26 protein-coding genes are annotated in these 26,770 nt (G+C 52.8%); 17 read left to right on the forward strand and 9 right to left on the reverse strand.

Annotated features, from left to right (window positions below; genetic code table 11):
* The first annotated feature begins 225 nt into the window (after positions 1–225).
* Both UF64_RS11455 and UF64_RS11460 read left to right on the forward strand, forming a co-directional pair.
* Positions 226–1,743 (forward strand): DUF2336 domain-containing protein, encoded by a 1,518-nt coding sequence (locus UF64_RS11455; RefSeq protein ID WP_235285038.1) that lies wholly within the window; start codon positions 226–228, stop codon positions 1,741–1,743.
* A 5-nt stretch (positions 1,744–1,748) separates the two neighbouring features.
* Positions 1,749–2,732, forward strand: coding sequence for a hypothetical protein (locus tag UF64_RS11460; protein WP_044828673.1), 984 nt, complete (start codon positions 1,749–1,751; stop codon positions 2,730–2,732).
* Between the two features lie 36 nt (positions 2,733–2,768).
* Here UF64_RS11460 and UF64_RS11465 read toward each other — a convergent pair whose 3' ends face one another.
* The 3 genes from UF64_RS11465 to UF64_RS11475 all read right to left on the reverse strand — a co-directional run bounded on the left by UF64_RS11465 (position 2,769) and on the right by UF64_RS11475 (position 4,957).
* Positions 2,769–3,083: a ribbon-helix-helix domain-containing protein gene (locus UF64_RS11465; protein ID WP_044828674.1), complete on the reverse strand. Its 315-nt coding sequence runs from the start codon at positions 3,081–3,083 to the stop codon at positions 2,769–2,771.
* Positions 3,084–3,201: 118 nt separating this feature from the next.
* The gene (locus tag UF64_RS11470; RefSeq protein WP_044828675.1) at positions 3,202–3,783 is read right to left on the reverse strand and encodes a DJ-1/PfpI family protein; all 582 of its coding nucleotides are present in this window, start codon (positions 3,781–3,783) and stop codon (positions 3,202–3,204) included.
* A 190-nt stretch (positions 3,784–3,973) separates the two neighbouring features.
* Positions 3,974–4,957 carry a mechanosensitive ion channel family protein gene (locus tag UF64_RS11475; RefSeq protein WP_044828676.1) on the reverse strand — a complete coding sequence of 328 codons (984 nt, stop codon included), beginning with the start codon at positions 4,955–4,957 and terminating at the stop codon, positions 3,974–3,976.
* A 226-nt stretch (positions 4,958–5,183) separates the two neighbouring features.
* On the opposite strand from UF64_RS11475, the gene UF64_RS11480 reads away from it, so the two are divergent.
* Positions 5,184–6,080: an OmpA family protein gene (locus tag UF64_RS11480; RefSeq protein ID WP_044828677.1), complete on the forward strand. Its 897-nt coding sequence runs from the start codon at positions 5,184–5,186 to the stop codon at positions 6,078–6,080.
* Positions 6,081–6,250: 170 nt separating this feature from the next.
* Positions 6,251–6,904, forward strand: a complete 654-nt coding sequence (locus UF64_RS11485; RefSeq protein ID WP_044828678.1) for a hypothetical protein — start codon at positions 6,251–6,253, stop codon at positions 6,902–6,904.
* Between the two features lie 80 nt (positions 6,905–6,984).
* Here UF64_RS11485 and UF64_RS11490 read toward each other — a convergent pair whose 3' ends face one another.
* The gene (locus UF64_RS11490) at positions 6,985–7,407 is read right to left on the reverse strand and encodes a CoA-binding protein (RefSeq protein ID WP_044828679.1); all 423 of its coding nucleotides are present in this window, start codon (positions 7,405–7,407) and stop codon (positions 6,985–6,987) included.
* A gap of 213 nt (positions 7,408–7,620) precedes the next feature.
* On the opposite strand from UF64_RS11490, the gene UF64_RS11495 reads away from it, so the two are divergent.
* Entirely contained in the window at positions 7,621–8,499 is an 879-nt protein-coding gene (locus UF64_RS11495; RefSeq protein ID WP_044828680.1) for a sulfite oxidase heme-binding subunit YedZ, read from the forward strand.
* 79 nt (positions 8,500–8,578) lie between these two features.
* Here UF64_RS11495 and UF64_RS11500 read toward each other — a convergent pair whose 3' ends face one another.
* The 3 genes from UF64_RS11500 to UF64_RS11510 form a co-directional block, all read right to left on the reverse strand.
* Positions 8,579–10,549 carry a methyl-accepting chemotaxis protein gene (locus tag UF64_RS11500; RefSeq protein WP_044828681.1) on the reverse strand — a complete coding sequence of 657 codons (1,971 nt, stop codon included), beginning with the start codon at positions 10,547–10,549 and terminating at the stop codon, positions 8,579–8,581.
* A 238-nt stretch (positions 10,550–10,787) separates the two neighbouring features.
* Positions 10,788–11,417 carry a LysE family translocator gene (locus tag UF64_RS11505; protein WP_044828682.1) on the reverse strand — a complete coding sequence of 210 codons (630 nt, stop codon included), beginning with the start codon at positions 11,415–11,417 and terminating at the stop codon, positions 10,788–10,790.
* 96 nt (positions 11,418–11,513) lie between these two features.
* Positions 11,514–12,308, reverse strand: a complete 795-nt coding sequence (locus UF64_RS11510) for an enoyl-CoA hydratase (RefSeq protein ID WP_044828683.1) — start codon at positions 12,306–12,308, stop codon at positions 11,514–11,516.
* Positions 12,309–12,739: 431 nt separating this feature from the next.
* Here UF64_RS11510 and UF64_RS11515 point away from each other — a divergent pair, with 431 nt between their 5' ends.
* From UF64_RS11515 to rpsI, 5 genes are all read left to right on the forward strand, one after another.
* The gene (locus tag UF64_RS11515; RefSeq protein WP_044828684.1) at positions 12,740–13,711 is read left to right on the forward strand and encodes a hypothetical protein; all 972 of its coding nucleotides are present in this window, start codon (positions 12,740–12,742) and stop codon (positions 13,709–13,711) included.
* Between the two features lie 251 nt (positions 13,712–13,962).
* Positions 13,963–14,250, forward strand: a complete 288-nt coding sequence (locus UF64_RS11525; RefSeq protein ID WP_044828686.1) for a hypothetical protein — start codon at positions 13,963–13,965, stop codon at positions 14,248–14,250.
* Between the two features lie 134 nt (positions 14,251–14,384).
* Positions 14,385–14,825 carry a PaaI family thioesterase gene (locus tag UF64_RS11530; RefSeq protein ID WP_044828687.1) on the forward strand — a complete coding sequence of 147 codons (441 nt, stop codon included), beginning with the start codon at positions 14,385–14,387 and terminating at the stop codon, positions 14,823–14,825.
* Between the two features lie 155 nt (positions 14,826–14,980).
* Positions 14,981–15,448 (forward strand): 50S ribosomal protein L13, encoded by a 468-nt coding sequence (rplM, locus tag UF64_RS11535; RefSeq protein ID WP_008890948.1) that lies wholly within the window; start codon positions 14,981–14,983, stop codon positions 15,446–15,448.
* Positions 15,448–15,936 (forward strand): 30S ribosomal protein S9, encoded by a 489-nt coding sequence (gene rpsI, locus UF64_RS11540; protein ID WP_044828688.1) that lies wholly within the window; start codon positions 15,448–15,450, stop codon positions 15,934–15,936. The genes rplM and rpsI overlap by 1 nt, the downstream gene beginning before the upstream one ends.
* A gap of 167 nt (positions 15,937–16,103) precedes the next feature.
* On the opposite strand, the gene UF64_RS11545 is transcribed toward rpsI, so the two are convergent.
* Complete coding sequence (locus tag UF64_RS11545; RefSeq protein WP_044828689.1) at positions 16,104–17,267, reverse strand: alpha-hydroxy acid oxidase; 1,164 nt, start codon at positions 17,265–17,267, stop codon at positions 16,104–16,106.
* A 380-nt stretch (positions 17,268–17,647) separates the two neighbouring features.
* Between UF64_RS11545 and UF64_RS11550 the strand changes: the two genes are divergently transcribed.
* A complete protein-coding gene (locus UF64_RS11550; RefSeq protein ID WP_044828690.1) occupies positions 17,648–18,529 on the forward strand; it encodes a GNAT family N-acetyltransferase in 882 nt (293 codons plus the stop codon).
* Between the two features lie 56 nt (positions 18,530–18,585).
* On the opposite strand, the gene UF64_RS11555 is transcribed toward UF64_RS11550, so the two are convergent.
* Positions 18,586–19,584, reverse strand: a complete 999-nt coding sequence (locus tag UF64_RS11555) for a hypothetical protein (RefSeq protein WP_044828691.1) — start codon at positions 19,582–19,584, stop codon at positions 18,586–18,588.
* Positions 19,585–19,712: 128 nt separating this feature from the next.
* Here UF64_RS11555 and UF64_RS11560 point away from each other — a divergent pair, with 128 nt between their 5' ends.
* The 6 genes from UF64_RS11560 (at position 19,713) to UF64_RS11590 (ending at position 26,721) form a co-directional block, all read left to right on the forward strand.
* Positions 19,713–20,411, forward strand: coding sequence for a trans-aconitate 2-methyltransferase (locus UF64_RS11560; protein WP_044828692.1), 699 nt, complete (start codon positions 19,713–19,715; stop codon positions 20,409–20,411).
* Positions 20,411–22,609 carry an aminotransferase class I/II-fold pyridoxal phosphate-dependent enzyme gene (locus UF64_RS19720; protein ID WP_052657605.1) on the forward strand — a complete coding sequence of 733 codons (2,199 nt, stop codon included), beginning with the start codon at positions 20,411–20,413 and terminating at the stop codon, positions 22,607–22,609. The genes UF64_RS11560 and UF64_RS19720 overlap by 1 nt, the downstream gene beginning before the upstream one ends.
* Positions 22,609–23,832: a DegT/DnrJ/EryC1/StrS aminotransferase family protein gene (locus UF64_RS11575; protein WP_052657607.1), complete on the forward strand. Its 1,224-nt coding sequence runs from the start codon at positions 22,609–22,611 to the stop codon at positions 23,830–23,832. The genes UF64_RS19720 and UF64_RS11575 overlap by 1 nt, the downstream gene beginning before the upstream one ends.
* A complete protein-coding gene (locus tag UF64_RS11580; RefSeq protein WP_044828694.1) occupies positions 23,829–24,560 on the forward strand; it encodes a WbqC family protein in 732 nt (243 codons plus the stop codon). The genes UF64_RS11575 and UF64_RS11580 overlap by 4 nt, the downstream gene beginning before the upstream one ends.
* A gap of 84 nt (positions 24,561–24,644) precedes the next feature.
* On the forward strand, positions 24,645–25,958 hold the full coding sequence (locus UF64_RS11585) for a hypothetical protein (RefSeq protein WP_235285039.1): 1,314 nt from the start codon (positions 24,645–24,647) through the stop codon (positions 25,956–25,958).
* A gap of 109 nt (positions 25,959–26,067) precedes the next feature.
* Entirely contained in the window at positions 26,068–26,721 is a 654-nt protein-coding gene (locus tag UF64_RS11590; protein WP_044828696.1) for a sulfotransferase family 2 domain-containing protein, read from the forward strand.
* The last annotated feature ends 49 nt before the right edge of the window (positions 26,722–26,770 follow it).

Here is a 26,770-nt window from a genome sequence, read left to right on the forward strand (position 1 = left end):
TTTTTGAGTCTTTGCGTCGATAGTCATTCTGTAATCAAGGCTCTGTCTGGGGATGGAAGCCATTGAGGTTGGGCTATCAAATTTAGACGTCTTGTCTGGTTGTGTATCGCTGTCAGTTTCGGTTAAGCTGCTCTGACAAAATACAAAAATAAGGTATCGCATTGTCGATACCGATATGCCGCCAGGCACGGGACTAGGGGAATTACTGCGATAATGCTGAGTTGGATGTTCAATCGGCAGAAGAATGCGGGCAATGAGGGGCTTGATGATAAAGCCTCGGCAAAGCTGCGTGATCTGGCCGACACTGTTCGCACCATCGCACCTGAGACGTTTGGATCTGAAGCAGGTCGCGCTCAGGGACGCGCGATTCCCCGTAAACATGTTTCCGAAAATACCGCCGATGCCACAGGCCTCGAACATGCCGCGCGCCTTTCGACCGAAATGGACGCGCTTGACGATGTCGAGGATGTGCCTGATTTCGACAGCGACGTCCGCATGGATGTGGCGCGTCGCCTGCGTCGGCATCTGACCGATCTGAGCCCGTCCGAACGTCTCGATATGGTTGACGAGTTCGTTGCGGCAATCACCAACATGGGCGATTGCTACCGCCCGCAGGTGATTTCGCTGATCGAACAGGAACTTGGCCATACCCCCTATATGACGCGTCAGGCGGCGACCCGTCTGCGTCAGGATATCCAGTCAATTGGCCGGGTATCGATTGCCGATTATATCGAACTTCTGAGTGACTCGGATTTCCTTGATATCATGCGCGGACGCGGCGAATTCGTTCAGACCGCTGCCGAGCGTGAACGCGCCGAGCTTGAGGCCGCCGCAAAGGCCCGCCTGATCGAGCAGCAGACCGAAAAGGAAAAGGGCGGGTTGCTGAACCGGTTGCTGTCATCTGATGATGCGCCGCGCAATGTCGTGCCGATGATACCGCATTTTGCCGAGCAGGCTGCTGCCAAGCCAAAAGCACCGCAAAACGATATTCTGGGCGGTCAGAACCGTATTTCGCGTCAGGCCCAGCGCCGTATCGCGCATTTCATCATGGCATCCCTGTTTGACACCCTGGTCGAACAAGGCCGTATGCGCACCGAAGTTGCGCGCGCCTTGCGTCAGTCTGTGCGTCAGCGGATCGAAAAGGCCCGTTTTGAAAACCGTGCACCGATGCCGTCGCGTGAGAGCGAGATGGATATCGAGATTGCCGATAATGAGATGGTCGAGAATGATGTTGTCGAGGCATCCGATGCCAAGATGACGATCGATCAGTATGTGCTTGATGCGCTGTCGCGGAATGACGATGCGCTGGTTGTGCAGGCACTTGCCCATTATGCGCAAATCCGTGCCAATGCGGTTTCGAAGATTCTTGATTCCGGCAGTGCCCGGGCGATTACCGCCTTGGCATGGCGTGCGGGGATGACCGCACCTGCGGCGGTTGTTCTGCAGATCAGCAATGGCATTCCGGAATCGGCGATTGAAAGCCCTGCGGCCGGTGGCCGCTTTGCGATGGCTGCAGCCGATATGGACTGGTACATCGATTTCTTTAGCGACATGAAGCCGGTGGCTTCGCGCACGAAAGTCGAAAAAGAAAGCGAACCAGCCCAGGCTGAAACCCCGAAGGCACGCTCTTCGGTTCGTAACTCTGCGCGCAGTCATGGTCTGCGTCCGCGCTCCAGCCGTAATAGCGGCGGGCTAGAAGGCTTGGTCTCGGACCGGCGATCCAAAGGTCGCAAAGAGGACTGAGTGCCATGAGCAGCAATCTCGGCATCTCATATGACGGGCTGAAACACGCCCTTACCATCAAGGAAAGTTATCTGTCTGGCGAGCCGCTCACCGTTACCGGTGCGGCCAAGCAGCAGCGTCTTTTGATGCCGGAACACTTGCTGAGCAATGATCTTGCCCTGATGCAATATGACGATCCGCTGGCACTGGCCGTGATTGCGACCAAGGACCCGGAAAGCCCGATGGCGCTGGCAGCAGCGATCCGCATGGGGCCGCACGCCAAGTGTAAGGAACTTATTACCGGCGTCTTTGAAGTCGTATCGGAAGCCACCAAACACGAACTGGTGGCCGATTGCGCCAAACTTCTGACCAAGAACGCGTTCAGCCCGGAAGCCTTCCACCTTGTGCGCACGCGCGCATCCAATCATGTGGTGGAAATCCGCGAAGCATATCGCCGCGCCATGGGCAATAACCTTCGGGCGTTGCTCGATGGCAAAATGGAAGCCCGCGCGTTTGTCGAAGAATTCATCGAGCTGGCCTCGAACGGTAATCTGCGTATCGATATTTATCGCCGTCTGGTGATGAAACTGATGCGGTCCGATGCCGTGCGGCCGAGTGTGAAATTCATGCTGCTTGAACGGCTTGATCGTTTCCCGCAGATGGTCAAGCTTCAGATCGTCAATGAGGTCAATTCTGCGCCCGATACGCCGGAATACCAGACGCTCAAGCAGGAACTGCGCTGGATTTACGAGGCAAAGCAGAAACAGCAATTGCCGCAGGCATCGCAGACACCGATCAATGCCTCCAACCCGGTCAAGTCATCCGGTCCGCAGATTACGGCAGCTGACCTTGTCGGGCGATCCCAGATTGATTTCGGCGCAGCTGCGGGCATGCATCGTCGCAACACCATCATCAAGCCGGCTGAGCCGACCTTGCGGCGTAATGCTACACCCAACATCATGACCAGCGGCGGGTTTAGCACCCGCGAGCTTTCTTCCTGGCTGAACTAACCAGATAGACCTTTATTCACGCCGTCCTGGCTGTGACTAGTTGTGCAGCGCGGATGTGGTGGCATCTGTTGACACGTGAACGTGCAGGCCAGCCTGTTTTTCCAGATAGACGGTGCAAATCACACGCACCAGTGACGCAAAGTTCGGGATGTCGCCACGTTGGGCGACGACTTCGTCATGGATTTTGCCAAGGAACTGCGGGGTTGTGAAACCTTCGCCCGTGGCGATTTCATCAAGGATCTGCCAAAAGCGCAGTTCAAGGCGCAGGCTGGTCACAACACCGTTGATGCGGATGGAGCGGCTGACAGATTGATAAAGTTCGGGATCGGTTCCGGAATAGATCTGACACATTTGGACGGCCTTTCCTGTTGGTGCCACCGTTACATGATGTCCGGCGGTCTTCTTTTTGGTTGGCGCAATGGTCAATCAAATGGCGCCCAAACGCAATGAACGTTTGGGCGCAGATGCATTACAATTTGATTTCGGTGCCAAGCACCTTAAGAAAGGCCGCCATCCATTTCGGGTGGGCGGGCCATGCCGGGGCAGTCACCAGATTGCCATCGGTACAGGCATCATCAATGTCGATGTCGGCGTAAATGCCGCCACCCAGTTTGACCTCCGGTGCACAGGCCGGATAGGCCGAGATTTTGCGATCCTTGATGATATCGGCCGCAGCCAGAAGCTGTGCACCATGACAGACAGCGGCAATCGGTTTGTCCGCGTCATGGAAATCGCGGACCAGACGAATGACATCCTCGTTCAGGCGCAGATATTCAGGTGCGCGACCACCGGGGATTACCAGCGCGTCGTAATCTTCGGCACGTGCGGTCGCGAAATCGGCATTAAGTGCAAAGTTATGACCGCGCTTTTCGCTATAGGTCTGATCCCCTTCGAAATCATGGATGGCGGTCGCCACCGTATCGCCAGCCTTTTTATCCGGGCAGACGGCATCAACATGATGGCCAACGGCCAGAAGGGTCTGGAACGGCACCATGGTTTCGTAGTCTTCGGCATAGTCACCGGTGATCATCAGAATTTTTTTCGCAGACATATTTTATCCTCCCGCTTGTTTTGATTTGCCCTTAAGGGGCAAGGGCAGGGAACTATACGCCTGATGGCAATGGTGCGGGTAACAGCCGGGTACTACGTCGCTGGTAAGGGAGTGAGCGGTGGGCAGAGGCACAAAAAAAAAGAGGCCCGATCGGGCCTCTTTTGCAAAGAAGATGATTGGAAAAAAAAACTCAGCTTTTCGCAGCTGGTGTCTTTTTCGCCGCTGTGGTTTTGGCGGTTGATTTTGATGCGGTTGACCGCGAACGGGTCGCCGGTTTCTTGGCCGTAGCCGGTTTCGCAGCGGTTTTGGTCGCCGGTTTGGCAGCCGACTTTGCAGCACTTGCGGTTTCCGGGCTTTCGATGATGTGAAGGTCGCGCTGCGGGAACGGGATCGAGAAGCCGGCAGCTTCGAGTTCCGTTTTCGACTTGCGGGTCAGATCAAAGAAGGTCGGCCAGAATTCGCTGGTGGCAACCCAGCCACGTGCGGTCAGATCGACCGAGCTTTCGCCAAGGGTGGCGACAAAGCTCATCGGTTCCGGGTCCTTGAGAACGCGTTCGTCGGAAGCGACAAGGTTTTTGAGGAACTCGAGTGCTGCATCGACATCATCGTCATAGGCGATACCGACCTTGATATCGAGACGTCGGGTCGGGTTGCGCGAGTAGTTTTTGATCGCGCTGTTCCAGATTTGCGAGTTAGGTGCTGAAATAAACACACCATCCGGCGTCTTGAGCAGGGTGGTGAAGAGGGTGATTTCAACGACCGTGCCCGAAATCGAACCGGCTTCGACAAATTCATCGATCTTGAGCGGACGCAGGATCAGAATCATGACGCCAGCAGCGATGTTTGACAGCGTGCCCTGCAGAGCCAGACCAATCGCCAGGCCGGCGGCACCGAGAACGGCAATGATGCTGGTCGTTTCAACGCCGAAGTTCGACAGGACGGCGATGAGGACAAAAATCAGAATGGCATAGCGGACAATGCTTGAGGCCAGCGGTTTCAGAGTCGCATCAACAAATTTTGCATTCTTAAGGGAATGGCGCACCAATGCGGCTGCCCGACCGGCGATCCACCAGCCCACGATCAGTATCAGGATGGCGCCGAGAAGGTCGAGGCCAAACCCAAGCGCAAAGCCCTTTAGCATTTCTGTGATGGTCGCTACATCGGTTTCAATCATTTGAACCTCGTTCGCTCCGTGTCATAATTGTGTTGATTGCCAACCATACTTCTGTATGAGAGGATTAACATTACAGGTTTGAGTGTGCTTGAAAAGTGTGATGCAATCACCAATTCTTTCTAGGTGTATGGAACAAACCGTATTTCTGTTCGTTAAAGACCATAATATCACCATCATTGGTGTTAAGTTAGTTAGTGAATAACAACCTTTAAGACAGGGGTAAGACATGCAGATCCGTCCGAAAATTCTTTTTGCTCTTGGTGGCGTAGCGCTTCTGAGTGCATGTAGCACCGTCGAGAACAGCGGTACCGCTGTTCCTTATGGTGGTAACCCGTTCACCTACAGCAGCTCGGTTTCTTCTGCGCTTGCGTCGCAGGAGCCGACCACCGATTTCGGTAAAGCGCTGAAAACCGAATATCTTGCTTATGCACAGCGTGAAGCTGACGAGTGGTATGACTACTTCGACGCTGACTTCTTCGCGAAGAAAGCCGGTCGCGTAAGCGGTGATACCATTGTTCTTCCGGAAGATCCGGCAAACTGGCGTTTCTCGGATGAAGAAATTGCACAGAAACGTGCTGTTCGTGACGAACTGCTCGCACTTCTGGACGATGGCAAACGTGAAGAGAAACCGGCAACCGCCGCTGTTGCTCAGGCCCGCTTTGACTGCTGGGTTGAGGAAAGCGAAGAAGGCTGGCAGACCGAGCTGATCAGCCAGTGCTGGAAAGACTTCGAAGCTGCAATGGCAGAACTCCGCGCTGTTGAGCCGGCTGCACCGGCACCTGTTGCTGCTGCTGAGCCGCGTCTGTTCACCATCTTCTTCGATTTCGACAGTGTTGCAATCACCCCGGTTTCCGAGCGTGTTCTTGATGCCGCTGCTGAGCAGTGGGCAACCTCGATGGGTGACATCACCGTTGTTGGTCACACCGACTCCTCGGGTTCGGCTGCCTATAACCTTGGCCTGTCCGAGCGTCGTGCAGCAGCTGCCCTTGGTGAGCTGACCGGTCGTGGCGTTAAAGGTGACATGATTGAAAGCGATGCCGTTGGTGAAGGCGATCTTCTGATCCCGACTCCGGATGGTGTTCGCGAGCCGCGTAACCGTCGTGTGACGATTTCTGTCGACTAATCACCGACATTTACGAAATCTTTGGCAACGAGGTGGCATTATGCCACCTCGTTGTTTTTATATGTGGTTTTGACCATCCGGCGATTTTTCGCGGAAACAGGTGTTGAATTTGGGATTAATGTGAATAATCTCTGGATTGTAATCCTGATGTAAGTGAGAGGCGGGGACATATGCTGAAGGCCATCAAGTCGGTCTTTTCGCAGCGCTCGGGGGGCGTTGCTCTTGCAGTTGCGACACTGGCGGTAATGACCACCGCCTTCTTGCCGACCGCGCGTGCGGCAGACAAAACTCCTATCGTTCCGTTCGAGCGTTATTTTGCAGACCTGCGTGGTGATGGCAAAACCCTGCGCTTCAACGCGTTCTCTGGCGAAATTCCGGGCAAGCGTATCAAAGAACTTCTGCGTTCCGGTGCGGTCATCGGTGACCGAATCCTTCTTGCCGAAGATGTCGCGGTTTATTTCCCGGATGGCTATATCGTTCAGTCCCAGGCGAATTTCGCGAAATATGTCCCGAAAATCGGTGTGAAGCCGACCAAGGTTGAATCGCGTGACGACCTGGTTGAAAACCCGCGCTATGCGCTGGTCGAGCGGTTCGACACCATCCTTGGTCATGAATGCGCACGTACCGAATATGCCAACGGCTTTGCTGCCCTTCGTATCAAGCCGGACGGCGTGATGTCGCTGGTGCTTGAAACGGCGGGTCACTTTGACGCGCTTGTTGAAGAACACACTACGGCCTACACTGTGACCAGTGCCGTGCAGCCGATCTTTATGGGCAATCAGGGACTTGTCCCGGATCTGATGGCGCAGTGCCGCCGCGGCTAAACACGTTTCAGGATATCGAATTTAAAAAGGCACCGGATCATCCGGTGCCTTTTTTAGTTTCTGGTTCAATCGACCGGGATTTAGGACAGGCGCGGCAATTCAATCGCCGGGCAACGGTCCATGACCGCAGTCATCCCGTTGGCAACGGCCTTGGCACAGGCATCAGGATTAATCACGCCAAGCTGCATCCAGACCGATTTGGCGCCAATGGCAATCGCATCATCGACGACACCCGCCGCATCCTCGCTGTTGCGGAAGATATCGACCATATCGACGGGCACCGAAATCTCGGAAAGATCGGCGACCACCGTCTGGCCGTGAATGGTGCCGCCCGCCTGACCGGGATTGACCGGAATAACCGTGTAACCGTGATCAAGCAGGAACTTCATCACCCGGTTGGACGGGCGTTCCGGCTTGGGGCTTGCACCGACAAGGGCAATGGTTTTTGTGGTATCCAGCAGGGTTTTGATATCCGGATCTGTGGGATTTTGAAATTCAGCCATTCGGTTTCATCCGCTTTCGGTGATCGATACGTATGATTGTTGTTGGAATGTTATATTGTCTGGTGCGTCCTGCAACTTTGATATGCGTCATCAGATGGTACGCCGGACAAGAGTGGTAAGCCACTCGCGGAAAGTTGAAGGCATTTTAGGTGACGCTGGTCCTCAGATGCGGTTTGACTAGGGGATCGCTGACAGCACACTGGTTTGGTTTGAATGTATCCTTGGCTTGATCCATCCGGACGGTTTTCGTTTTTCAAGCTTATCGTCTTTGTCGCCCTTCTGGTGCCGGGCATTGTTTTGCTATGGCCGGTGATTGCGCAGGGTGGGGCGACCATACCGGTCAAGGAAGCCATTCTTGAAAGCGGTGAATGGACGATCCGCATTTTGCTGATCACGCTTCTGGTGACACCGCTTCGCCGCATCACACGGTTTTCAAAACTTGTGCAGGTCCGTCGGCAGATCGGGGTTGCGGCATTTTGTTATGTGATGATCCATTTCGGGCTTTATGCCATCAGCCAGAACCTTGATGTTGTCCGTATCGCCAGCGAGATCGTTTTGCGGATTTACCTGACAATCGGGTTCGTTGCCGTGGTCGGGTTGGCGGTTTTGACAGCGACCTCGACCAAATCGGCCATGCGCCGTTTGGGGGCAAAATGGGTGCGCCTGCACAAGCTGGTCTATCCGATTGCCGTGCTTGGCGTGGTGCATTTCTTTTTGCAGTCAAAAATCGATGTCAGCGAAGCCACCCTGATGGCCGGAATGTTTGTCGGGCTGATGCTCTATCGCTTTGCCCATTGGCGGGGCTGGTCGCTGCGGTCGAGCACGACCTTGCTGTCAATTGCGGTACTCGCCGGGTTGGCGACAGCCGGGATCGAATATGCGTGGTACGCCTTGGCAACGGGTATTCCAGCTGATCGCGTGGTAGCGGCCAATCTGGAATGGATGTGGCCGCTCCGCCCGGCATGGAATGTGTTGCTGGCCGGGCTCATGATCGGGGTGATTGCCCAGTTTGGGCGCGATAAACCAGTGCGGAGCTTGATTGCGCGGGTTGTTGGCGGACAGAAAATGGCTGCCGGTGCGTCTTCGCGTTAGGCAAGGCCATCAGATATCAGCCGCACTCGATAAAACGCGGTCCACCGTCGGATCAGGGACAGTGGACCGCGAGTATTGATTATTCCGTGCGGATCTTGTTGAGGAAGTTATTGGTCTCGCGACGGAGATTGACCGAATAGTCCATCAGTTCATTGGCCGATTTCAGAACCGTATTGGCACTTTCAGTCGACCGGACGGCAGCCGCACTGACCAGGCTGATGCTTTCGGTCACGCCATTCGTTCCGATAGAGGCATTTTCAACACTGCCCGAAATTTCCTGGGTCGCCGCGCCTTGTTCCTCCACTGCTGCGGCAATCGCCGATGCACTTTCATTGAGTTCGCCGACAATGTCGGTGATTTCGTTGATCGCGGTCGAGGACAGCTTGGTCGCGTTCTGGATGCTTTCGATCTGCTCGGAGATTTCCTGTGTTGCGCGACTGGTTTGCGAGGCGAGGTTCTTGACCTCGTTGGCGACAACGGCAAAGCCCTTGCCTGCTTCGCCCGCGCGGGCGGCTTCGATCGTGGCATTTAGCGCCAGAAGGTTGGTCTGGGCCGCGATGTCGTTGATCAGCGCAATCACATCGCCAATGCGTGCAGATGCCTCTACAAGGCCATCGACCGTTTCACGTGTGCTTGTGGCCTTGTTTGAGACATTGGCGGCCACGTCACTGGAATGGTTGGCCTGACGGCTGATTTCCGTGATCGAGGCGGACAGTTCCTCGGACGAGGCGGCGACAGTTGCCACGTTGTTCGAAGCGTTCTGTGCCGCGTTCATGCCGATCTTTGCCTGCTGGGTGGTTTCTTCGGCGGTGCCGGACATGATGCGTGACGCGTCATCCATGTCGCGGGCGGCGCTCTCAAGGCCGTCGATGATGGTACCGACTGTGTTTTCAAAATCATTGGCAAGCTTGCGACCCAGCGCCTTTTTCTCTTCCTCGTTTCTCTTGCGCATTTCAGCCTGTTCGGCCTCAAGACTTTTCATGCGTAGCGCGTTGGTTTGGAAAATGACGACAGCACTGGCCATCTCGCCGATTTCGTCCTTCTTGTCCTTGGCGGGGACTTCGGTTTCCAGCGCGCCACCGGCGATTTTGTTCATCGCCTGGGTCATGGCCCGTATCGGATGAGAGATCGACCGGTTAACGCCAAAGGCGATCAAAAGCGCAACAAGCAGGGTCACGATGCTCACGCCCAGTGACAGCGTGGTGGCGTCATTTAGTGCTGTTGCGAAGAAACTGCGATCAATCCCCATGACCACAATGCCAAGGTTCTGGCCGCTGAAATCCGCAATAGGCCGGGCCATCAAAGCCAGTTCGATGCCATTGGCATCCTTGGGAGCAAGGATCTGTTCACCGCTACGTGCCGCGGCCAGTTCCGGTGCACTGATATCAAGGAAGCCTTCCGGGAAGGTAGAGGCAAAAACCTCATAGGTGCCGTCACGGTCGATCAGCAGCGCGGCATCGGTGTTGGAGCGCATCTTGAAGTTTTCAAAGAAGGCTGGGCCGAAGGACAGGCCGAATTCGACCGATCCGACATGGGTGCCACCATTGAAAACCGGTGTGACACCGCGCATGCCAAGACCGGCAACCCCGACTTCAAGGCCGCTTATCGGTTTTCGCGTTTCATTGGTTTCAACAACCGTCTTGCGGAACGAAGACAGATCATCGCCGAATTTCTCAAGGTTGTGAACCCGCAGGAACGAGATGGCGGGAGCCTTGTGGAACTGGAATTGGCGCACGCCGTGGTTTTCTTTGAGTTCGGCAAATCCGGGGCCAAAGATATCGGCCAGCGTGTCACGGTCATCATCGGCCATAGCTTTCTGGGCGGCGGGGATGGTTGCAGCAAAGTCTGCCATGGCAAGGGCACGGGCGGCCTCCATGTCGAGCGCACTTCGCAACTGTTCGAAATTGGCGCGCAGTTCGCGTTGTTCCGCGCCGGCAACAATATCGCGTTCAATGGAAAGATTGATAAGTCCGATAACCAGTGCGGTTGCAAAGGTTATGAAGATCATGGCGGCACTTAGTCGCGGCCCAATTTTCAGAGATTTCAACATGTCCAGATTTCCCCGCCTGTCCATTTTGTGTTTTTAGAAGAGCTGTAAATATTCGGTCTTCCATAAACTTGCAGGGATTATCTAAACTCAAATATATAGTTATGTGAATACGTGAAAGTGCTGGTATTTACAGATTATAACGTGAACATGTAATAATAAATGATCATCAAAACTTGCGGAAACTTTGCTGTCCGCAAGTTTTGATGTCTTGGGGAAATCGGCCGAGAGGGATTGTTACTCAGGCGGCAGCGCGGCGGGTAAGCGCGGTCAGCAAGCCAGCCCCGATCATGACGCCGCCACCGACGCGGGTCAGGCGGCGCAGGGCCGATGGATGGCGGAACCGTTCGCGCAGGGCGCTGGCCATTACTGCCCAGATCGCGACATTGATCGCAGCCAGGATGACAAAGGTCGCAGTCATGATGATGAACTGCGGCAGCAAAGGATCGCCGGCAGTGACGAACTGCGGGACAAAGGCGATGAAGAAGACAATGCCCTTGGGGTTCAGCGCAGTCACGATATAGGCCTGAATGAACATGCGTGACGGGCGGTTGCGTTTGGCATCCGGGTTGTCATGCAGGGCTTCGGGCTTTTCGCGCCACATTTTGATCCCGAGATAGATCAGATAGGCAGCCCCACCGAGTTTGAGGACTGTAAAGGCCTCTGCCGAAGCGGCTAAAAGTGCACCGGCCCCGGCAAGTGAAATCGTCATCGCCGTCAGATCACCCAACGCAACGCCCGGAACTGTCGCCCATGCGGTTTGTTTTCCCTTGCCGAGTGCATAGCTTACGACAAGCATGATGGTCGGGCCGGGGATGGCCAGAACAACAGCGCAGGCAAAAGCAAAGGCAAGCCAGATTTCAAACGACATGGGTCGGTCTCCAAAACACGGTATTGACCCCGGAAGGCGTCATTCCGGGGCGTTTGCATATACCATCATAAGGTAATGCGCCTGATATGGGGTAGATTATTCGTGGCGCCAGCTTGGATGACGTTTTTCGACAAAGGCGCCGATCCCTTCGCGGGCGTCATGCTTTTGCATATTTGCCGTCATGACATCAGACGCATAGGAATAGGCCTGTGACAGCGGCATTTCGACCTGCTTATAGAAGGCCTGCTTGCCAAGACGGACGGTCATGCCAGATCGTGCAGCAATTCCGGCCGCCAGTGTATTGGTGTGATCTACAAGATCGTCATCCGACACCACGTCGGACACCAGCCCCATGGCAAAGGCGTTATCGGCATTGATCGGATCACCGGTCAGGAGCATGCGCATGGCGTGCTTGCGCGCGATGTTGCGACTTAGTGCTACCATCGGTGTGGAACAGAACAGGCCGATATTGACCCCGGGTGTTGCGAACTTGGCCGTGTCAGCAGCAACCGCCAGATCGCAACTTGCGACCAACTGACATCCAGCCGCCGTCGCCATGCCGCGCACGCGGGCAATCACCGGCTGTGGGAGGCTGACAATCGTCATCATCAGGTCGCTGCATTGATTAAACAGGCTGGCATGCTGATCACATTCGGTGATGCCGCTCATTTCCTTAAGGTCATGGCCAGCACAAAAGACAGGTCCTTCTGCCGCAAGGATGACACAACGGACATTACTTTCATTGGCGATGCGATCAAAGGCGTCCTGAAGGGCCGCCATCATCGCCCCGGAAAGCGCGTTGCGGCGCTTGGGATTGTTCATCGTAAGGGTGGCGACCCCGTCATGATCGGTGCGGGTGACAAGCGGGGTATCGGTTGCGGCATCAGTCATCGTGTTCCTCCCGGCTGACTGTATGAACGTGATGTTTTTTTGATTTTTAAAACACGGTAGATCGTAGTAGAATTGCACGTAATGGGTTAAAAATAAAACCCAAGGGTCCAAACTCATTCACATAACCGACCCGGTAACTGAACTGAGAGAAAAAGCAAGGAAAAGCACGCAGATCGGGGTGATCCCCGACCAAGGAATTTGACGCAGAGGCTTTCTCTCATAGCAGTTGTCCTTCGGATCTCCCGGATATGCACGGGCTATTTTGTCGCGAAATCTTGAAAGATGTAGATCTTCCAGCGATTTCGCTCCGCATATCCGCACAAATCCGGGAGACCGGGACGATTATGTGAATGAGTTTGGACCCTGGAGATGTGCCGAATTTCCTGGTTTCTATGCCTGATTGATAACAAGTATTCGGCAAGTGGTTGTGGATGAGTGAGAACTTACCGCGTCGGCGCGGACAAGCACCGGGTCGCTTTGTTTCGACCCGTAAAGTCCGGGAAGCCGCCAAGCTGACAAGGCCTGTGCGCGAAACGCCAATCAAGCGTTTTGACAGCAAGGACATGATGGAGCGCGATCTTGAAAGATATCGCGCAGATGCGCGTGCGCGTCTTCTCAAGAACGGCTTTGATATCCCGGCCTTTCTGATGCCCAAGCTCAAAAAAAATCCCGATGACGAAGACGGCGATGAAAACCCCGATCCGGTGATCGAGGCTGATCTTCGCCCGCCAGCCATGACCGGGCCAAAGCCGACAATGTCGCTCCGTAACGACAAGCTTGCCGAAGCCAAGCAGGAACGCGCCGTGGCGGCGGCCAAGGCCAATCCACGTCGTTATGTCTATGGCCAGAATGCCGGTGGTGGACTGATGTCGATGTTCCTGCCCGAGGACGGGCAGGCTGCGGGCACGTCAACTGCGGCGTCGAACGCGCTTCAGACCAATCGAGCGCAGGATCCGGCGGCCCATGCCGCAGCCCAGAAAGCCGCCATTGCCGAAGAACGCAGCGCCTATGAGGAATATGTCGAAAGCCTCAATGGCGGGAAAACCTTGCTTGATGTTGCTCAGGGCAAGGAGGGTGCGCAAGACGGCCATGGCGGTCAGAACGATATTAGTGGCCGGGTAGATGACCTTAAGGAAGCCGAGGTGCGTACATCGCGGATCAATCTGCCCGATAGCGAGTCTGATTGGGCAATCCGCGAAGATCTGGATGCCAAGCGCAGGGCGCATTTGCAAAAGCAGGGAAAATCAGGCGGGAAGTCGGCCAAGGCGCGCAAGGAAGCCGGCGAGCCACTGAGCTGGAACAAGATGATCGCACGGTTGGCGGCCTATATGATTGCGGCTGTTGCGGTCGGGTATGTGCTGGTACTGACCTTTAACGAGTTTTCAGCAATCCTTGGCCGTTAAGGCAGATGTCAAACTCTTGCCGAACGATTGCCTTAATCCCCACATAATACGAAGGCAATCAATCATGTGACGGCTTGGCCAGAGCAGGCTTGCACGTTGCATGACAAGAATGACAAGGCTTGGGGACGTCAGAGCGAGTTTATCCAAGGCGGGGGCGCCAGGATCGCGGCATTGCATAAAGCAGGTCGGGATCATGGTGACGTGAAAATCACCCTGTTGCAGGAGCCAGCGAATGACGCTGTGAAATCGCCATGACGTATGACGAAACCGGTCAGGAAGACCGCCAGCCTGTTTACCTACCCGAAAATCGCCATCACTGGGCATCCAATGATGAAGTCGACAAACCTGTGCGAGATCTGTCGCGCGGGCCCGTCCGTGCGCGGTTCAAACGCCCGACTGATGATACACCGCGCATCTCCATCACTGAGTGGATGAAGGAAAACCTGCCGGGGATCGGGGCAACTGCGATTGCGGCGATTGTTATCCTGTGTGTGGTGGTGGCGATCTATACCGATGTGGCTGGAATTGTGACCCGCTAGGGGCGGGTAGGTGGTGCCGTTTGCCACGCGGCGCATGCGCAAATTATTGACGTTAACGTAAACGTTATGTCAGGCTGTCTTTCTGAAACAATAGATGCTGCACCAAGCAGCATCAGAGGGAGGCCAACCAAGCCATGAACAATTCCGCAACGCCAACCGGTGTGACGCCGGCCGATTTTGACGCCATCATGCGCGAGAAGGTGCCATTTGTCGGCGATATGGGAGTGATCACCGAAAGCCTGTCTGAAGACACTGCCGTTCTACGGTTGCCGTTCAAGGAACGTTATCTGCGGCCGGGCAATGTCGTGACCGGGCCTGCGATCTTTGCACTGGCGGATATTGCGCTTTATGCCGTGGCGTGGCTTGTGGTACCCAAGGCCGATCTGGCGGTGACCACCGAGGCAACAGTGCATTTCCTGTCCGGGGCGAAGCCGGGCGATCTGATTGCAGAGGCCAAAATCCTTAAGGCGGGCAGGCGGCTTTTGATTGCGGAATGCCATATTCGATCCGCAGTTGATGACAGCCTGTGTGCGCATGTGATCGGGACCTATGCCATGCCGCCGGCCGAAAAATAATGCAATATTGTGTGGTAAAATAATACCGTGCAAAATAAGTCATTGATTTACAATGAAATATTCCTGTTGTTTTCCTGTTGGATGCTGGCATAATGCGCCGACTTTCAACGAGGGAGCAATCCCTCCGTGGAACCCAGTTTTCGAGTATAGAAATAATGAAAACCTTCACTGCGACACCGAGCGACATCGAGCGCAAATGGTTCGTGGTCGACGCAGAAGACGTCGTCCTTGGCCGCCTTGCAGCCGTTGTTGCCAACCGTCTTCGTGGTAAACACAAAGCTATGTTTACCCCGCACATGGACTGTGGCGATCACATCGTCATCGTCAATGCCGAAAAAGTCAAACTGACTGGCCGTAAACTTCAGAACAAGAAGTTCTACTGGCACACCGGTTACCCGGGCGGCATCAAAGAACGTACCATGGACAAGCTCCTGAACGGTGAGCATCCGGAACGCGTTATCATCAAAGCTGTTGAGCGTATGATGAGCCGTGGCCCGCTGCGCAGCCAGGTTCTTTCCAAACTGCACGTCTATGCTGGTACCGAGCATCCGCACGAAGCTCAGAAGCCGGAAGTCCTCGACGTAGCGGCTATGAACGAAAAGAATAAGCGGAGTGGCAAATAATGGCCGACACCAAAACTCTTGAAGATCTCAAGGATCTGGCACAGGGCGGCGAAGTTGCTGCAGCTGCAGAAGGCACCCTGCCGGAGCCGAAGATCGACGCACAGGGCCGTTCCTATGCAACCGGCCGTCGAAAGAACGCAATTGCACGCGTCTGGATCAAGCCGGGCTCGGGCAAAGTCACCGTCAATGGCCGTGAGTTCGAAGACTACTTCGCACGTCCGGTTCTGCGCATGGTGATCAACCAGCCGTTCGGCGCAACCGATCGTAAAGATCAGTTCGACGTAGTTTGCACCGTTTCCGGTGGCGGTCTTTCCGGTCAGGCCGGTGCCGTTCGTCACGGTATCTCCCGTGCGCTGACCATGTTCGAGCCGGCACTGCGTCCGTCACTCAAAGCTGGTGGGTTCCTCACCCGTGACTCGCGTGCAGTTGAACGTAAAAAATACGGTCGCGCCAAAGCTCGTCGTAGCTTCCAGTTCTCGAAACGTTAAGTCGTTTTCGGGCAACAGGCTCGCGATACTGTTTGGAAAAGCGTCACCTTCGGGTGGCGCTTTTTCTTTTTACGGGTTTGTCTTTCAAGGCAACAAAAAAAGCGGCGTCTTCAAAACGAAGGACGCCGCTTTTGTTTTGTGCAGGAAGGCGAACCGTTTGGATGGTGTTACTGCCAGCGGTCCGAGAAATCGCGCGGGATCATCAGGATGTCACGATCAAGCTTGGTAACGTCCGTCCGCCCGCAAAGCGCCATGGAGACTTCCAGTTCCTTTTGAATGATCTCCAGCGACTTGGTGACACCAGCTTCACCCATCGCGCCCAGGCCGTAGACATAAGCGCGGCCGATATAGGTGCCCTTGGCGCCCATTGCCAAGGCTTTCAGCACGTCCTGACCAGAACGGATGCCACTATCAAGATGGACTTCGATCTTGTCGCCAACCGCATCCATGATCGCCGGTAATGCCCGGATGGATGACAGGGCGCCGTCAAGCTGGCGACCACCATGGTTGGAAACGATGATGGCATCGGCACCGACATTAAGTGCTTCCAGGGCATCGCGCGGATCAATGATCCCCTTGATGATCAGCGGGCCGTCCCACATCTTGCGGAATTCGCGAATGCGGTCCCAATCAAGGGATACGTCGAATGCTTCGGCCGTCCAGGTGGTCAGCGATGATGCGTCGGCAACCCCTTTGGCGTGGCCGACGATATTGCCAAAGAAGCGGCGCTTGGTGCCCAGCATGCCAAGGCCCCATTGCACCTTTGTCATCATGTTGGTCACTGATTTGACCGTCAGCTTGGGCGGGGCGGAGAGGCCGTTCTTCAGATCCTTGTGGCGCTGTCCAAGCATTTGAAGGTCTACCGTGATGACCGCAGCCGAACATTTGGCGGCCTTGGCGCGGTCAAACAGGCGCTTCATGAAGTCATCGTCTTTGAGCGTATAGACCTGCAGCCAGAAAGGCGTGGATGTGTTTTCGGCGACATCTTCGATCGAGCAGATCGACATGGTCGACAGCGTATAGGGAACGCCAAACTTTTCAGCCGCACGGGCGGCCTTGATCTCGCCGTCAGCACATTGCATGCCGGTCAGACCGACCGGGGCAAGGGCGACAGGCATCGAGACATCCTGGCCGATCATCTGGCTTTTGGTGGTGCGCCCGTCCATGTCGATTGCGACACGCTGACGCAGATGAATGTCCTGAAAGTCGGTGGTGTTTTCACGGAATGTCTGCTCGGTCCAGCTTCCGGATTCTGCGTAATCGTAAAACATGCGCGGTGTGCGCCGTTTATAGATACGTTTCAGGTCTTCGACGCAGGTAATCACTGGCATGAGGTTAACTCCGAATAAGATACGCTTGGTAATGGTAATACCAGTTTCGGAGGTTATCGCAAACCGAATTGAAAATCAGCTTCTGACTTGCGGTTTTTATATGCCGGAATCTGAGCGACGATGTTGGTGGCAAAGAATTTTAAAAAGAAGGATCGCAAATTCGAACGGGTGTGCTAATAACAAAGCATTGAGACGATAATTTCAAAATTCAAGGTGTGATCCGATGGTTGGAACGATGCGACGAGCTTTCAAAACATAAACGTTTGAACCTCTGTTGGATTACCTTGCGATATGTGAAGGGCCGCTAATGGAGCGGTCTTTTTTTATGCCAATTCGGAAGGTTGGCAATTACCTGAAGCCCAAGGAAAGGGACCCCCGATATGCAGTACAGAAAGCTGCACGACGCCGATTTTGATGCCGCAAACGCATTCCTTGCCAACCATGCAGCGACCTGCATGGTGCTGCGCGGGAACCTGCGAACTGCCGGTATCGAACGACGCCGTCATCCGCTTTCTGGGCACTGGTTCGGGGAAGTCGCCAATGATGGCAGCATCAGCGCGATCATTGCGCAATTTGGCAATGGTAATGTCTTTGTCGAGGCTGGTGATCAACCAAGCATTCCGAACGCCCTGACAGAGGCGTTTGTTGCCGATCCGCTCAAACCGGTAGCGGGGGTGTTTGGCGATGCCGACCCGGCACAGGATATGCTGGCTCAGCTAGGCCTGGCAGACGCGTCCTATGCGATCAATGCATCGGACGTGCTTTACGAGCTTGATCTTGCCAAACTGATTGTGCCGCAAAATGCCCGGGCCGACGATTTTCAGATGGTCGATGCCGAAAAAATCGAACGCAACACGTTGCTTCGCTGGTTGCGTGCCTATGAGATCGAGGCATTGGGGGCGGAAGACACGCCAAGCCTTGATAGCAAAATCGCCTCAAGGCTTGTGCGCGCCCTGGACGCACGGACGATGTGGGGCCTGATCGTTGATGGCAAAGCGGTGTCGCTTTCGGGCTTTAACGCAACCTTGCCCGATATGGTCCAAGTCGGCCCGGTCTGGACCCCGCCCGAAGAACGCTCAAACGGCTACGCCCGCATCCTTGTTGCCAAAACCCTTTTGGCTGTGCGGGCAAGGGGCGTTAAACGCGCGATCCTGTCAACGGATAGTGAGGCGGCCGCCAAGGCCTATGAGGCGCTGGGGTTTGAGAAGGTCGGGCGTTATCGGTTGGCGCTTTTGAAGCAGGATATGAGGGTGGCGAGTTAAGCGTGCGAACTGAAATTCGGGGTCATGATCTTTTCAGGCTCCGAATTTCAGGCATCTCAGGATGATTTTTCATTCTTTTTGAGCGCCATGATGAGCATACCCATTGTTTGAACAGCGGTTTCTTTCGACAATCCCGGGTAGGGTATGTGCTCTTGCTTGGGCCGTTCCGGGAAGAGGTTCTTTCTTCCCAGAAAAGTCTCAGCCACCCAGTTGTTGCCTTCCTTGTGGGGTTGAATGAGGTCGTCGGCCTGTTGCCGGCTGAGGACACTGTATTTGTTTGGTTCTTGATTGTGTCGCGTTAGCGTCATCAGATCTTTGTGGAGTATGCGCTTTTCTTCGATCGATACGGGTAATCGATTAAGTATCTTTTGAACTTCGAGAAGGTCGCGTGAAAGGCTGATGTTCTCTCTCTGATCTTTGTTATTTGAGATCAAAGATAATAGTTCGGGGCGAATTTCTTCGACCAAATCACCAAGGATTCCAGATTGATGTTTTTTAGCGTCTTCGTACGTTTTGACGACAAGTTCGTCTGCGCTGAATACGTTCAGCCAGTTACGAAGCTGTTTTTCGTAATCGCACTGATCTCGCATGGTGTCGATGGCGTCAGACATGTCACCGGCAAACCCTTGGGCTTTAACCATCTGGTTGTACCAGGACTCCATGAAATCGTCTTGGCGCCGCAGGTAGACAATCAGTTTCAGTTTTCGTTGGGTTAGCCATGCGTGTCTATCCATCAGCTCTTTGAGCTTGGTGGGCTGAGGGAACAAGAAAAAGTTCTCACTGGAAATCAAGACGTCTGAGTTAACCGAGGCTATCTCGTCGCCGATTTTACCAGCAAGCTCATCAAGCGTTTTGGGTTGTCTCGTCGACCAGTCCGGATATGCGCCATTTAAAAGTAACGCAACATCATGGTGCCCATAACCCCGTATCGTTGCATCTGGATACAGCAGGCCATTGTTTGCAAACTCTTTTTGATAGTCGCAAAAATACTTTTGAATATAAGTTGTGCCTGTCTTTGGAGCACCGAGATGTATGTAAAGGCATTTGTTCTGCATTGGATTTGTGCTTTTAATTGCAAAGGACTGACGATACTCTAACGATAAATAAACGTCACCCTGCTATCTAAGGGCAAGGTCCTGAACAAGTATCGCAGATAGGTTCCGTTGCCTTTCGTGGAGCGACAATGCCGAAACCAGAAGAAATTTACGAGCTTCATGCAGCTTCTTGTAATGAAGATGACTTCTGGGGACAGGTAAAACGCACTGTCAATGGCAAGCCGATATCCGAAGAAAATATAGCTTTGATTGTGGAGCAATCGCGCAATCTTCTGCAGCTGCAGAGAAGCGATCATGTGCTTGATTTGTGCTGCGGAAATGGTGCTTTGACGCATCGCGTGTTTGAAGACGTCGAAGATGTCATCGGGATTGATGTTTCACCCAGTCTGATTGCAACGGCGCAGAAATTCTTCGGTTCAGACAAGCGTATTGAATACGTGGTCGACGATGTTTTGCACGGGGTTAAAGCTTTGGCCCCTGATCGTGCCCCATCAAAGGCGTATATGTATGGTTCTCTGCAATATCTACCGCAGGGGAAAGTGGTGGAACTCTTTAAATTTCTGTTTGACCGTTTTCCAGAGTTGACCCGGTTTATGGTGGGGAATGTACCCGACCGTCAGAAAAAAGATGCCTTTTACAACTCGAAATCACTGAGCCCTGATGCTGGAAATGACCCCGCATCGCCAATAGGGGTTTGGTATTCAAAGGCGGAATTGTTTGAAATTGCGAGCCAGTGTGGCTGGGATGTTGAATTTCATCAGATGCCCGATGGGCATCATGCCCACCACTACCGTTATGATGCTGTTTTGGTGCGGGGAAGTGTTTGATGTCAAAGCGAGCAGTGATTTGGCTTAGCAGTATGCCGAGATCTGGAAGTAACTGGGTCTCTCAGATTTTGGCTTCGCATTCAGATATCCGGTTAAAGTTCTGTCCGCTGTTTTCCTATGAATTCAAGAACGCTTGCGGGATAAATTCCACGGGTGATGATTGGCAAAAATTGTTTGAGGCGGTGTATGAGCGCGAAGGCGCATATCTTGATCAGCACTACCTCAGAGATGAAGGGCTACTGCCATCTTTTAAGAATAAAGCGGATGCGCCGTCTCTTTTGTGTATCAAATCAACACGGTATCATGACCTTACGCGGTCGATTGTTGAGAAGTGTGATAACGTAAAGTTTGTCGCCCTCGTTCGTAACCCTGTTGCAACCATCCATTCCTGGATACAGAACCCCAAAGAATTTCCAGCGACGGCAGACCCGATGCAAGAATGGCGGACTGGCGCATGCAGGAAATTTGAGGATGGCAATCCGATCACAGGAGAGTTCTGGGGGTTTGATGACTGGAAGCAGGTCACAACAGAGCAGCTTCAGTTGGCCGAAGAATATCCGGATCGGGTGAGAATTCTCCGTTACGAAGATCTTGTCGAACAAGGCCAGCCTGTTCTTGAGGACCTTTTTGACTGGTTAGGACTGTCCCTCACGGAGGCGACACTCGAATTTTTCAAGAGCTCTCAATCCAAGACAATCGATAACGTGCGGGCTGTTTATAAAAAGCCTGAAGATGTCGTGCGCTGGAAAACAGAGGCCGTTGACGATATCAGATTTGCGATCGGTTCTGAATTGGTTGGGAGGCGATTGTCGGGTTTTGTCGACCATGAGACGCTTGCGCTTGGGGCTGCCTGGAAGCCGGGTCAGATAATTGGCTACACAGAGCGTTTGCCGCTCGCAGACCGTGGAATCAAGAGTAGTCTGAATGAGCTGGCTGCTTTTGGCGGGGAACCCTTGTTTCCTAAAAATCAACCACGACCAAAAGGGCAGCTCGCTGTGCCGGATTGGGCGCGTTTCGAAGCCTGTATTGATGCGGCATTTGAAGCCAAAAGATTTACCAATGACGGCCCGAATACGCGTGCACTAGCGGAGGCGTTGGCTTCGTATCATCAAGTTAAGCACGTTGTGATATATTCCAACGCCTGCGTTGCGCTGATCGCTGCGATGCAGGTCTTATATGAGCAGCGTGTTGCGGATGACCCCGCGCTCAAATCACGTCGGCTGAAAGTGCTCTTTCCTGGTTTTACCTATGTCGGTTTACCGCATTTGATCCGATGGGCGGGGTTTGAACCGGTTTATTGTGATGTCGATCCTGTGCGCCATACGATTGATCCTTCTGCTGCCAAAGCACTCATTGATGAGGATACGTTGGCGATCATGGGGGTCCATCAAGTGAACGCCCCCTGTGATTGCGATGAGCTGGCAAAGCTGAGCGAAGTCACAGGCGTTCCCGTGTTCTATGATGCGGTTCATGCTCTTGGTTGCAAAATGCCAAATGGCATGCCGTCCGGTGGCCGGGGCGAGATGGAGATATTCAGCCTTCATGCGACCAAGATGCTGAATGGGACAGAGGGCGGCTACATTACGACAAATAATGACAGGCTGGTTGAGTATCTAAGCGAATTTCGAAATTTTGGTTATGTCGAGGCCAGCCGTATTTCTTGTATCGGGCTGAATGGCAAGCTTAACGAACTTCATTCTGCCATGGCCCTTGCATCACTTGATACGCTTGATGACGTTTCCAAGGGAAACAAAGCACGCTTTGAGGCCTATGAGGCGGCACTGGCGAATGTTCCGGGCATCAAACTGATCCCTTATGCTGATCATTACTCTCAGCACAATTATGAGTTTGCTGTGATTTTGCTTGATAGTGAACTGTGGCCTCTGTCACGGGAGGAAACTGTATTTCTGTTAAGAGCAGAAAATGCACTCGCCGTGCCTTACTACAATGAAGTTTTGTACCGGTTGTCAGATTACCCTCCATCCAGCCCTTCGGATCAGCCAAATACCCCGAGGGGGCTTCAGGTCCCGGAGAATTTGACGGTTACTGATCGTTTGGCCCGGAGCATGATCCAGTTGCCTGTTGGTGATCTGGTATCTGTCGATGATTGCCAGATAATAGGTGAGTGGTTTGAATCAGTATCCACACTTGGAAACGCAATACGACAAGGTCTTGGTCAGCTGGAGGTCTCAGCATAATGCTGAAGCGAACAATTGACGATTTGAAGATTCTTGATGGCCAAAAACAGTTTGAGCAAGAAAAACCGGTTGGGCAAATCCATATCCCGGATCGAAGTGAATTCGATGTCTGGATGAAGTCGGTTATGCAACGACGGTACTTCACCAACCACGGTCCATTGGTCGGGAAGCTCGAAGAAGTGCTGCGAGAGCGCCTCGATGTCGAGCATGCCTACACAGTGACGAATGGCACGGTGGGGTTGATGGTTGCGTTGGTGGCGTTGGACATCAAAGGCGAAGTTCTCGTTCCATCCTTCACTTTTCCTGCCACGGTCGAAGCTTTGAAATGGGCAAAGCTAACGCCCCGTTTTGTGGACGTTGATCCGCGAACACACATGATATCACGCAAGACCGTTGAGGAGCATATCAACGTGGAAACCTCAGCAGTACTCGGTGTGCATGTGTGGGGCAGGGCATGTGATCCGGAAGGCTTGCAGTCCTTGTGTAAGGAAAAAGGACTCAAGCTGATTTACGACGCCTGTCATGGCTTTGCATGCGACTACAACTCGACAAGTCTTGCGAGATTTGGCGATGTTTCTGTCTATTCCATGCATGCAACAAAGGTCGTTAATGCCGCCGAGGGCGGGGTCGTTGTCACCCGTGACGATGCGTTGGCTGCCCGAATTAACACTGTTCGCAATTTTCATCGAACACCCGCGGATGTCGAGGTGGAGATGAGGATGAATGGGAAGATGAGCGAACTGCAGGCAGCAATGGCCTTGATGGCGCTGGGAAAGCTGGAGCAGAATGTAGAGAGAAACAAAACTCTGTACTATTCCTACATCAATGGTCTTGCGAGCTTAGCTTATTTGAAACCTGCATATCTGGACAAGAACGGAAAAAACAATTTCCAGTATTCGGTGTTTGAACTTTCCGAAGATTGCCCACTCTCACGCGATCAACTTGTAACGATCCTGCGTGCAGAAGGTGTTTACGCCCGACGCTATTTTTACCCCTGTGTGCATCGACTTGACCCGTACCGTGATGCGCATAATGCCACGAGTAGGGTTTTGCCAAACTCCGAAGCATTGGCGGAAAAGGTGTTCCAGTTGCCATCTGGTGCACAAGTTTCCCTTGAAGACACCAAAGCGATTATTGAGATTCTCAGGTTAACTCTTAACAATGCCGGACAGATTGCGGAGCGCATAAAAGACATCCCTGTATGTGAGGCTGGGTCTCAATGAAGCTCGGAGTTATGCAGCCTTATTTCTTCCCGTATATGGGCTATTTCGACCTGATCATGAAAACGGATCATTGGGTGGTGTTTGATGTTGTCAAATATCAATCGAAATCATGGATGAACCGAAATCGCATTCAGGAAGCCAATAATGGTGAGCAATACATCAGCGCCCCGATCATAAAGAAGTCAGGGCACATTATTTCTGAAATGCAGGTTCTTGATTTCAATCGAACTGCAGAAAAGTTGCTGAGACAGCTCAACGTTTATTGCAATAAGGCACCATATTTTGATGCGGTTCGGGAGATGGTCGCCAACGTATTTTCTGAGTGTGCAGATGATAAGTTGTGCAGTTTGAATATCTCTGGATTGCGAAATGTATGCCGGTTTCTGGACATACCATTTTCGTATGATGTCTGTTCAGAGCTGGATTTAGACTTTTCCGCCGTCACGCATGCCGGACAATGGGCTCTTGAGATTTCCAAGCAACTGGGAGCATCGACCTATATAAACCCGTCGGGAGGTGTCGATTTGTTTGATTATCAAGAGTGGCAGTCTGCCAATATTGGAATTGAATTTACCCGTTTACCCAGCCTGACGTTCGATGTTCCGCATCCGTTCAAGTTTAAGCCTAATCTTTCGATTATTGATACCTTAATGTGGAATACGCCAGAAACGGTTGTCGGGTACTTGCAAAACCTACCAACGTCTCGTCACCCTGATGCGCTGCAGTAAGTCGTCAAATTGGCAGTTTTTTTAAGAACTTGCAGGGTCTATTGTTCAGTGAACTAAGGAAAGAAATCCATTAATTATTCTAACTTGGTTGATCCGGCATTCTACGCCTCTTGCTATCAGTTTGCATTGGACCAAACAGCATTACCTGCAGATGAGCACTTTTCGAGGTTCGGTGCTAAACGGGGGTGGATGCCAAGGGCCAACGTTGATCCTTGTGCGCTTGCGGTATTAAAGAGCACGGGTGACGTCGCCGAAGGGCTTGATAGCCTTGATGAAAACACCATTGGCAGTGCCTATACAGTTAATCAGTTGGCCGGGCTTTTACCATCGCATTCTGAAACAGGTCCCGTGGACTTTGGTGGTGGTGGCGCCGTTGACATGTTCTCTGCCGAAGAAGTTCGTAAAAATCGCGCTGCCGCCAATCAGTTTGGCAAGGCCCAGACGCAAAGTGTTGAAATCGGAGACGCTGGTTACCAGCTGATCTGCCCCGATGTCAGTGTGCTCTTGCAGAAACTGGAAAGTGGAGAACCATTTTCCAGTGTCAAATTGCCGCATGGCCTTTGGGACGCAGTTGCATTCTCAGAGCGTCTTGGGGGAGCACTGCGGAACAGTAAGGATTTCGAGTGCCTTAGCGATACTCAAATTCGCTACCTTGGCCGGCGTTGGGCAAGAAAGTTGACGCCGAACAACGGCTGCCTGGTCGAAGGGTTTATTGACGATCTGTTCTCTGTTCTTTCTGAAAAAAATCGACCTGAAAATGCTTATATCGGCTTGGCTCTAAAAGGGTTTCCAACCCACGATGGCCGTTTGTGGCACATTCCAGGAGACCATCACGATAAACTCGCGGCGAGATTTTCTTCAATCAGTCAATACTTTGAGGACGGATACCGTTTTTGGGACGGGACGCTTTTCAAGCGTTACGCAATCAGTGGCAGTCTTCCGGCGATTATGGACGCGGTCAGAAAACGGCCTTCAATCCTTATCGCGTCACAAAAGCTTGATGTTTTGCCCCAACGCTTGAATATGCCGCAGATGGGGCACTACAAAATTCCGCCAAGCAATATCCACAGTCACAGATACGAGGTGTTCAACCACCTTTGTCGGGCAATCGAGGGCATGAAGCAGCGTTTCGACAGTTCGCCTGTGGTTATTTCTCAGGCGGGTGGCTCTTTTGCATTTTGGTTGCTCACACGTTTACAGCGTCAGTTTCCTGAAGTGACCTTCATGGATATGGGGCAGGCATTGAACATCTGGGTTCTGGACCGTCAGGGACCGATGCCGTGGCTTAAAATATATGCAGAATCAATCGTTCGAAATTGTGGGCTTGGCGCCTACTACAAAGCGCTCGGTCACGCAGATGTGCTTCAAAAATTCGATCCGGCCGCTGTGCTTGATTAATACCGGGATCGATTGAATTTACGGTTATACTGTTATTTGTTAAGGCAAGTTGGAGCACAGTTGATTTTAGGAAAAGTCGATTCAGGTCTGTTAATTGAGGATACTATGAATGCCAATCATTCGTTCGGGAAATAAAGTCGCTTATTTTTCACACATTCCCAAATGTGCTGGATCGGCAATTGAGGCCTACATCCATAAATCTGGCAAAGCTCAGCTTTCTTTTTTGGATAACCGTTTTTTGTCTCATCAGCCTCAAACTCTATGGACGAAGTCTTCTCCGCAGCATGTGGACGGGGTGTCTTTGGCGCGGCTGTTTCCGTCGGCATCATTCTTTGATTTGTTTTTTGCGGTAATACGCAATCCATATGATCGTCTGAAAAGCGCATATAAGTTTCAAAAATATGTCGAGCGTAAAATTAGCGCGGACGTGGACTTCAAAAAGTTCGTTTTGTCACTTGATGAAGGGGCGATTAATACCATCGGTCTGAATGATAACCATTTCTTGCCGCAATATAGGTTATTCTACCCGAAGGCACCTTACATGGTGTTCAAATTGGAAGAAGGTCTGGAACCTGTAAAAAAGTGGCTGGATCTCCACCTGTTCGGTGAAGAACAACCGCATGAAATTGGGGTTGTTAATGACTTTTCCAAGCGAGGCATCAAAGTTGATGAGGATCTGTCTTGGGATCCTGAGATGCGTGAAGTTGTCTCTAAGCTATATAAACTGGACTTCGAGTTGTTCGGCTATGAGACGGGGCTCTAATCATTCAACCTTGGTTGATCCGTATATCAATTGAACAGGACCATAAGTT

The sequence above is a fragment of the Thalassospira sp. HJ genome, assembly GCF_000948415.1.
In the GTDB taxonomy this organism is placed as follows: Bacteria; Pseudomonadota; Alphaproteobacteria; order Rhodospirillales; family Thalassospiraceae; genus Thalassospira.

Excerpts from the sequence above, each read along its gene's own strand:
- UF64_RS11455 (WP_235285038.1), top strand. The coding sequence starts at position 226 with ATGTTCAATCGGCAGAAGAATGCGGGCAATGAGGGGCTTGATGATAAA.
- UF64_RS11460 (WP_044828673.1), top strand. The coding sequence starts at position 1,749 with ATGAGCAGCAATCTCGGCATCTCATATGACGGGCTGAAACACGCCCTT.
- UF64_RS11465 (WP_044828674.1), bottom strand. The coding sequence starts at position 3,083 with ATGTGTCAGATCTATTCCGGAACCGATCCCGAACTTTATCAATCTGTC.
- UF64_RS11470 (WP_044828675.1), bottom strand. The coding sequence starts at position 3,783 with ATGTCTGCGAAAAAAATTCTGATGATCACCGGTGACTATGCCGAAGAC.
- UF64_RS11475 (WP_044828676.1), bottom strand. The coding sequence starts at position 4,957 with ATGATTGAAACCGATGTAGCGACCATCACAGAAATGCTAAAGGGCTTT.
- UF64_RS11480 (WP_044828677.1), top strand. The coding sequence starts at position 5,184 with ATGCAGATCCGTCCGAAAATTCTTTTTGCTCTTGGTGGCGTAGCGCTT.
- UF64_RS11485 (WP_044828678.1), top strand. The coding sequence starts at position 6,251 with ATGCTGAAGGCCATCAAGTCGGTCTTTTCGCAGCGCTCGGGGGGCGTT.
- UF64_RS11490 (WP_044828679.1), bottom strand. The coding sequence starts at position 7,407 with ATGGCTGAATTTCAAAATCCCACAGATCCGGATATCAAAACCCTGCTG.
- UF64_RS11495 (WP_044828680.1), top strand. The coding sequence starts at position 7,621 with ATGTATCCTTGGCTTGATCCATCCGGACGGTTTTCGTTTTTCAAGCTT.
- UF64_RS11500 (WP_044828681.1), bottom strand. The coding sequence starts at position 10,549 with ATGTTGAAATCTCTGAAAATTGGGCCGCGACTAAGTGCCGCCATGATC.
- UF64_RS11505 (WP_044828682.1), bottom strand. The coding sequence starts at position 11,417 with ATGTCGTTTGAAATCTGGCTTGCCTTTGCTTTTGCCTGCGCTGTTGTT.
- UF64_RS11510 (WP_044828683.1), bottom strand. The coding sequence starts at position 12,308 with ATGACTGATGCCGCAACCGATACCCCGCTTGTCACCCGCACCGATCAT.
- UF64_RS11515 (WP_044828684.1), top strand. The coding sequence starts at position 12,740 with ATGAGTGAGAACTTACCGCGTCGGCGCGGACAAGCACCGGGTCGCTTT.
- UF64_RS11525 (WP_044828686.1), top strand. The coding sequence starts at position 13,963 with ATGACGTATGACGAAACCGGTCAGGAAGACCGCCAGCCTGTTTACCTA.
- UF64_RS11530 (WP_044828687.1), top strand. The coding sequence starts at position 14,385 with ATGAACAATTCCGCAACGCCAACCGGTGTGACGCCGGCCGATTTTGAC.
- rplM (WP_008890948.1), top strand. The coding sequence starts at position 14,981 with ATGAAAACCTTCACTGCGACACCGAGCGACATCGAGCGCAAATGGTTC.
- rpsI (WP_044828688.1), top strand. The coding sequence starts at position 15,448 with ATGGCCGACACCAAAACTCTTGAAGATCTCAAGGATCTGGCACAGGGC.
- UF64_RS11545 (WP_044828689.1), bottom strand. The coding sequence starts at position 17,267 with ATGCCAGTGATTACCTGCGTCGAAGACCTGAAACGTATCTATAAACGG.
- UF64_RS11550 (WP_044828690.1), top strand. The coding sequence starts at position 17,648 with ATGCAGTACAGAAAGCTGCACGACGCCGATTTTGATGCCGCAAACGCA.
- UF64_RS11555 (WP_044828691.1), bottom strand. The coding sequence starts at position 19,584 with ATGCAGAACAAATGCCTTTACATACATCTCGGTGCTCCAAAGACAGGC.
- UF64_RS11560 (WP_044828692.1), top strand. The coding sequence starts at position 19,713 with ATGCCGAAACCAGAAGAAATTTACGAGCTTCATGCAGCTTCTTGTAAT.
- UF64_RS19720 (WP_052657605.1), top strand. The coding sequence starts at position 20,411 with ATGTCAAAGCGAGCAGTGATTTGGCTTAGCAGTATGCCGAGATCTGGA.
- UF64_RS11575 (WP_052657607.1), top strand. The coding sequence starts at position 22,609 with ATGCTGAAGCGAACAATTGACGATTTGAAGATTCTTGATGGCCAAAAA.
- UF64_RS11580 (WP_044828694.1), top strand. The coding sequence starts at position 23,829 with ATGAAGCTCGGAGTTATGCAGCCTTATTTCTTCCCGTATATGGGCTAT.
- UF64_RS11590 (WP_044828696.1), top strand. The coding sequence starts at position 26,068 with ATGCCAATCATTCGTTCGGGAAATAAAGTCGCTTATTTTTCACACATT.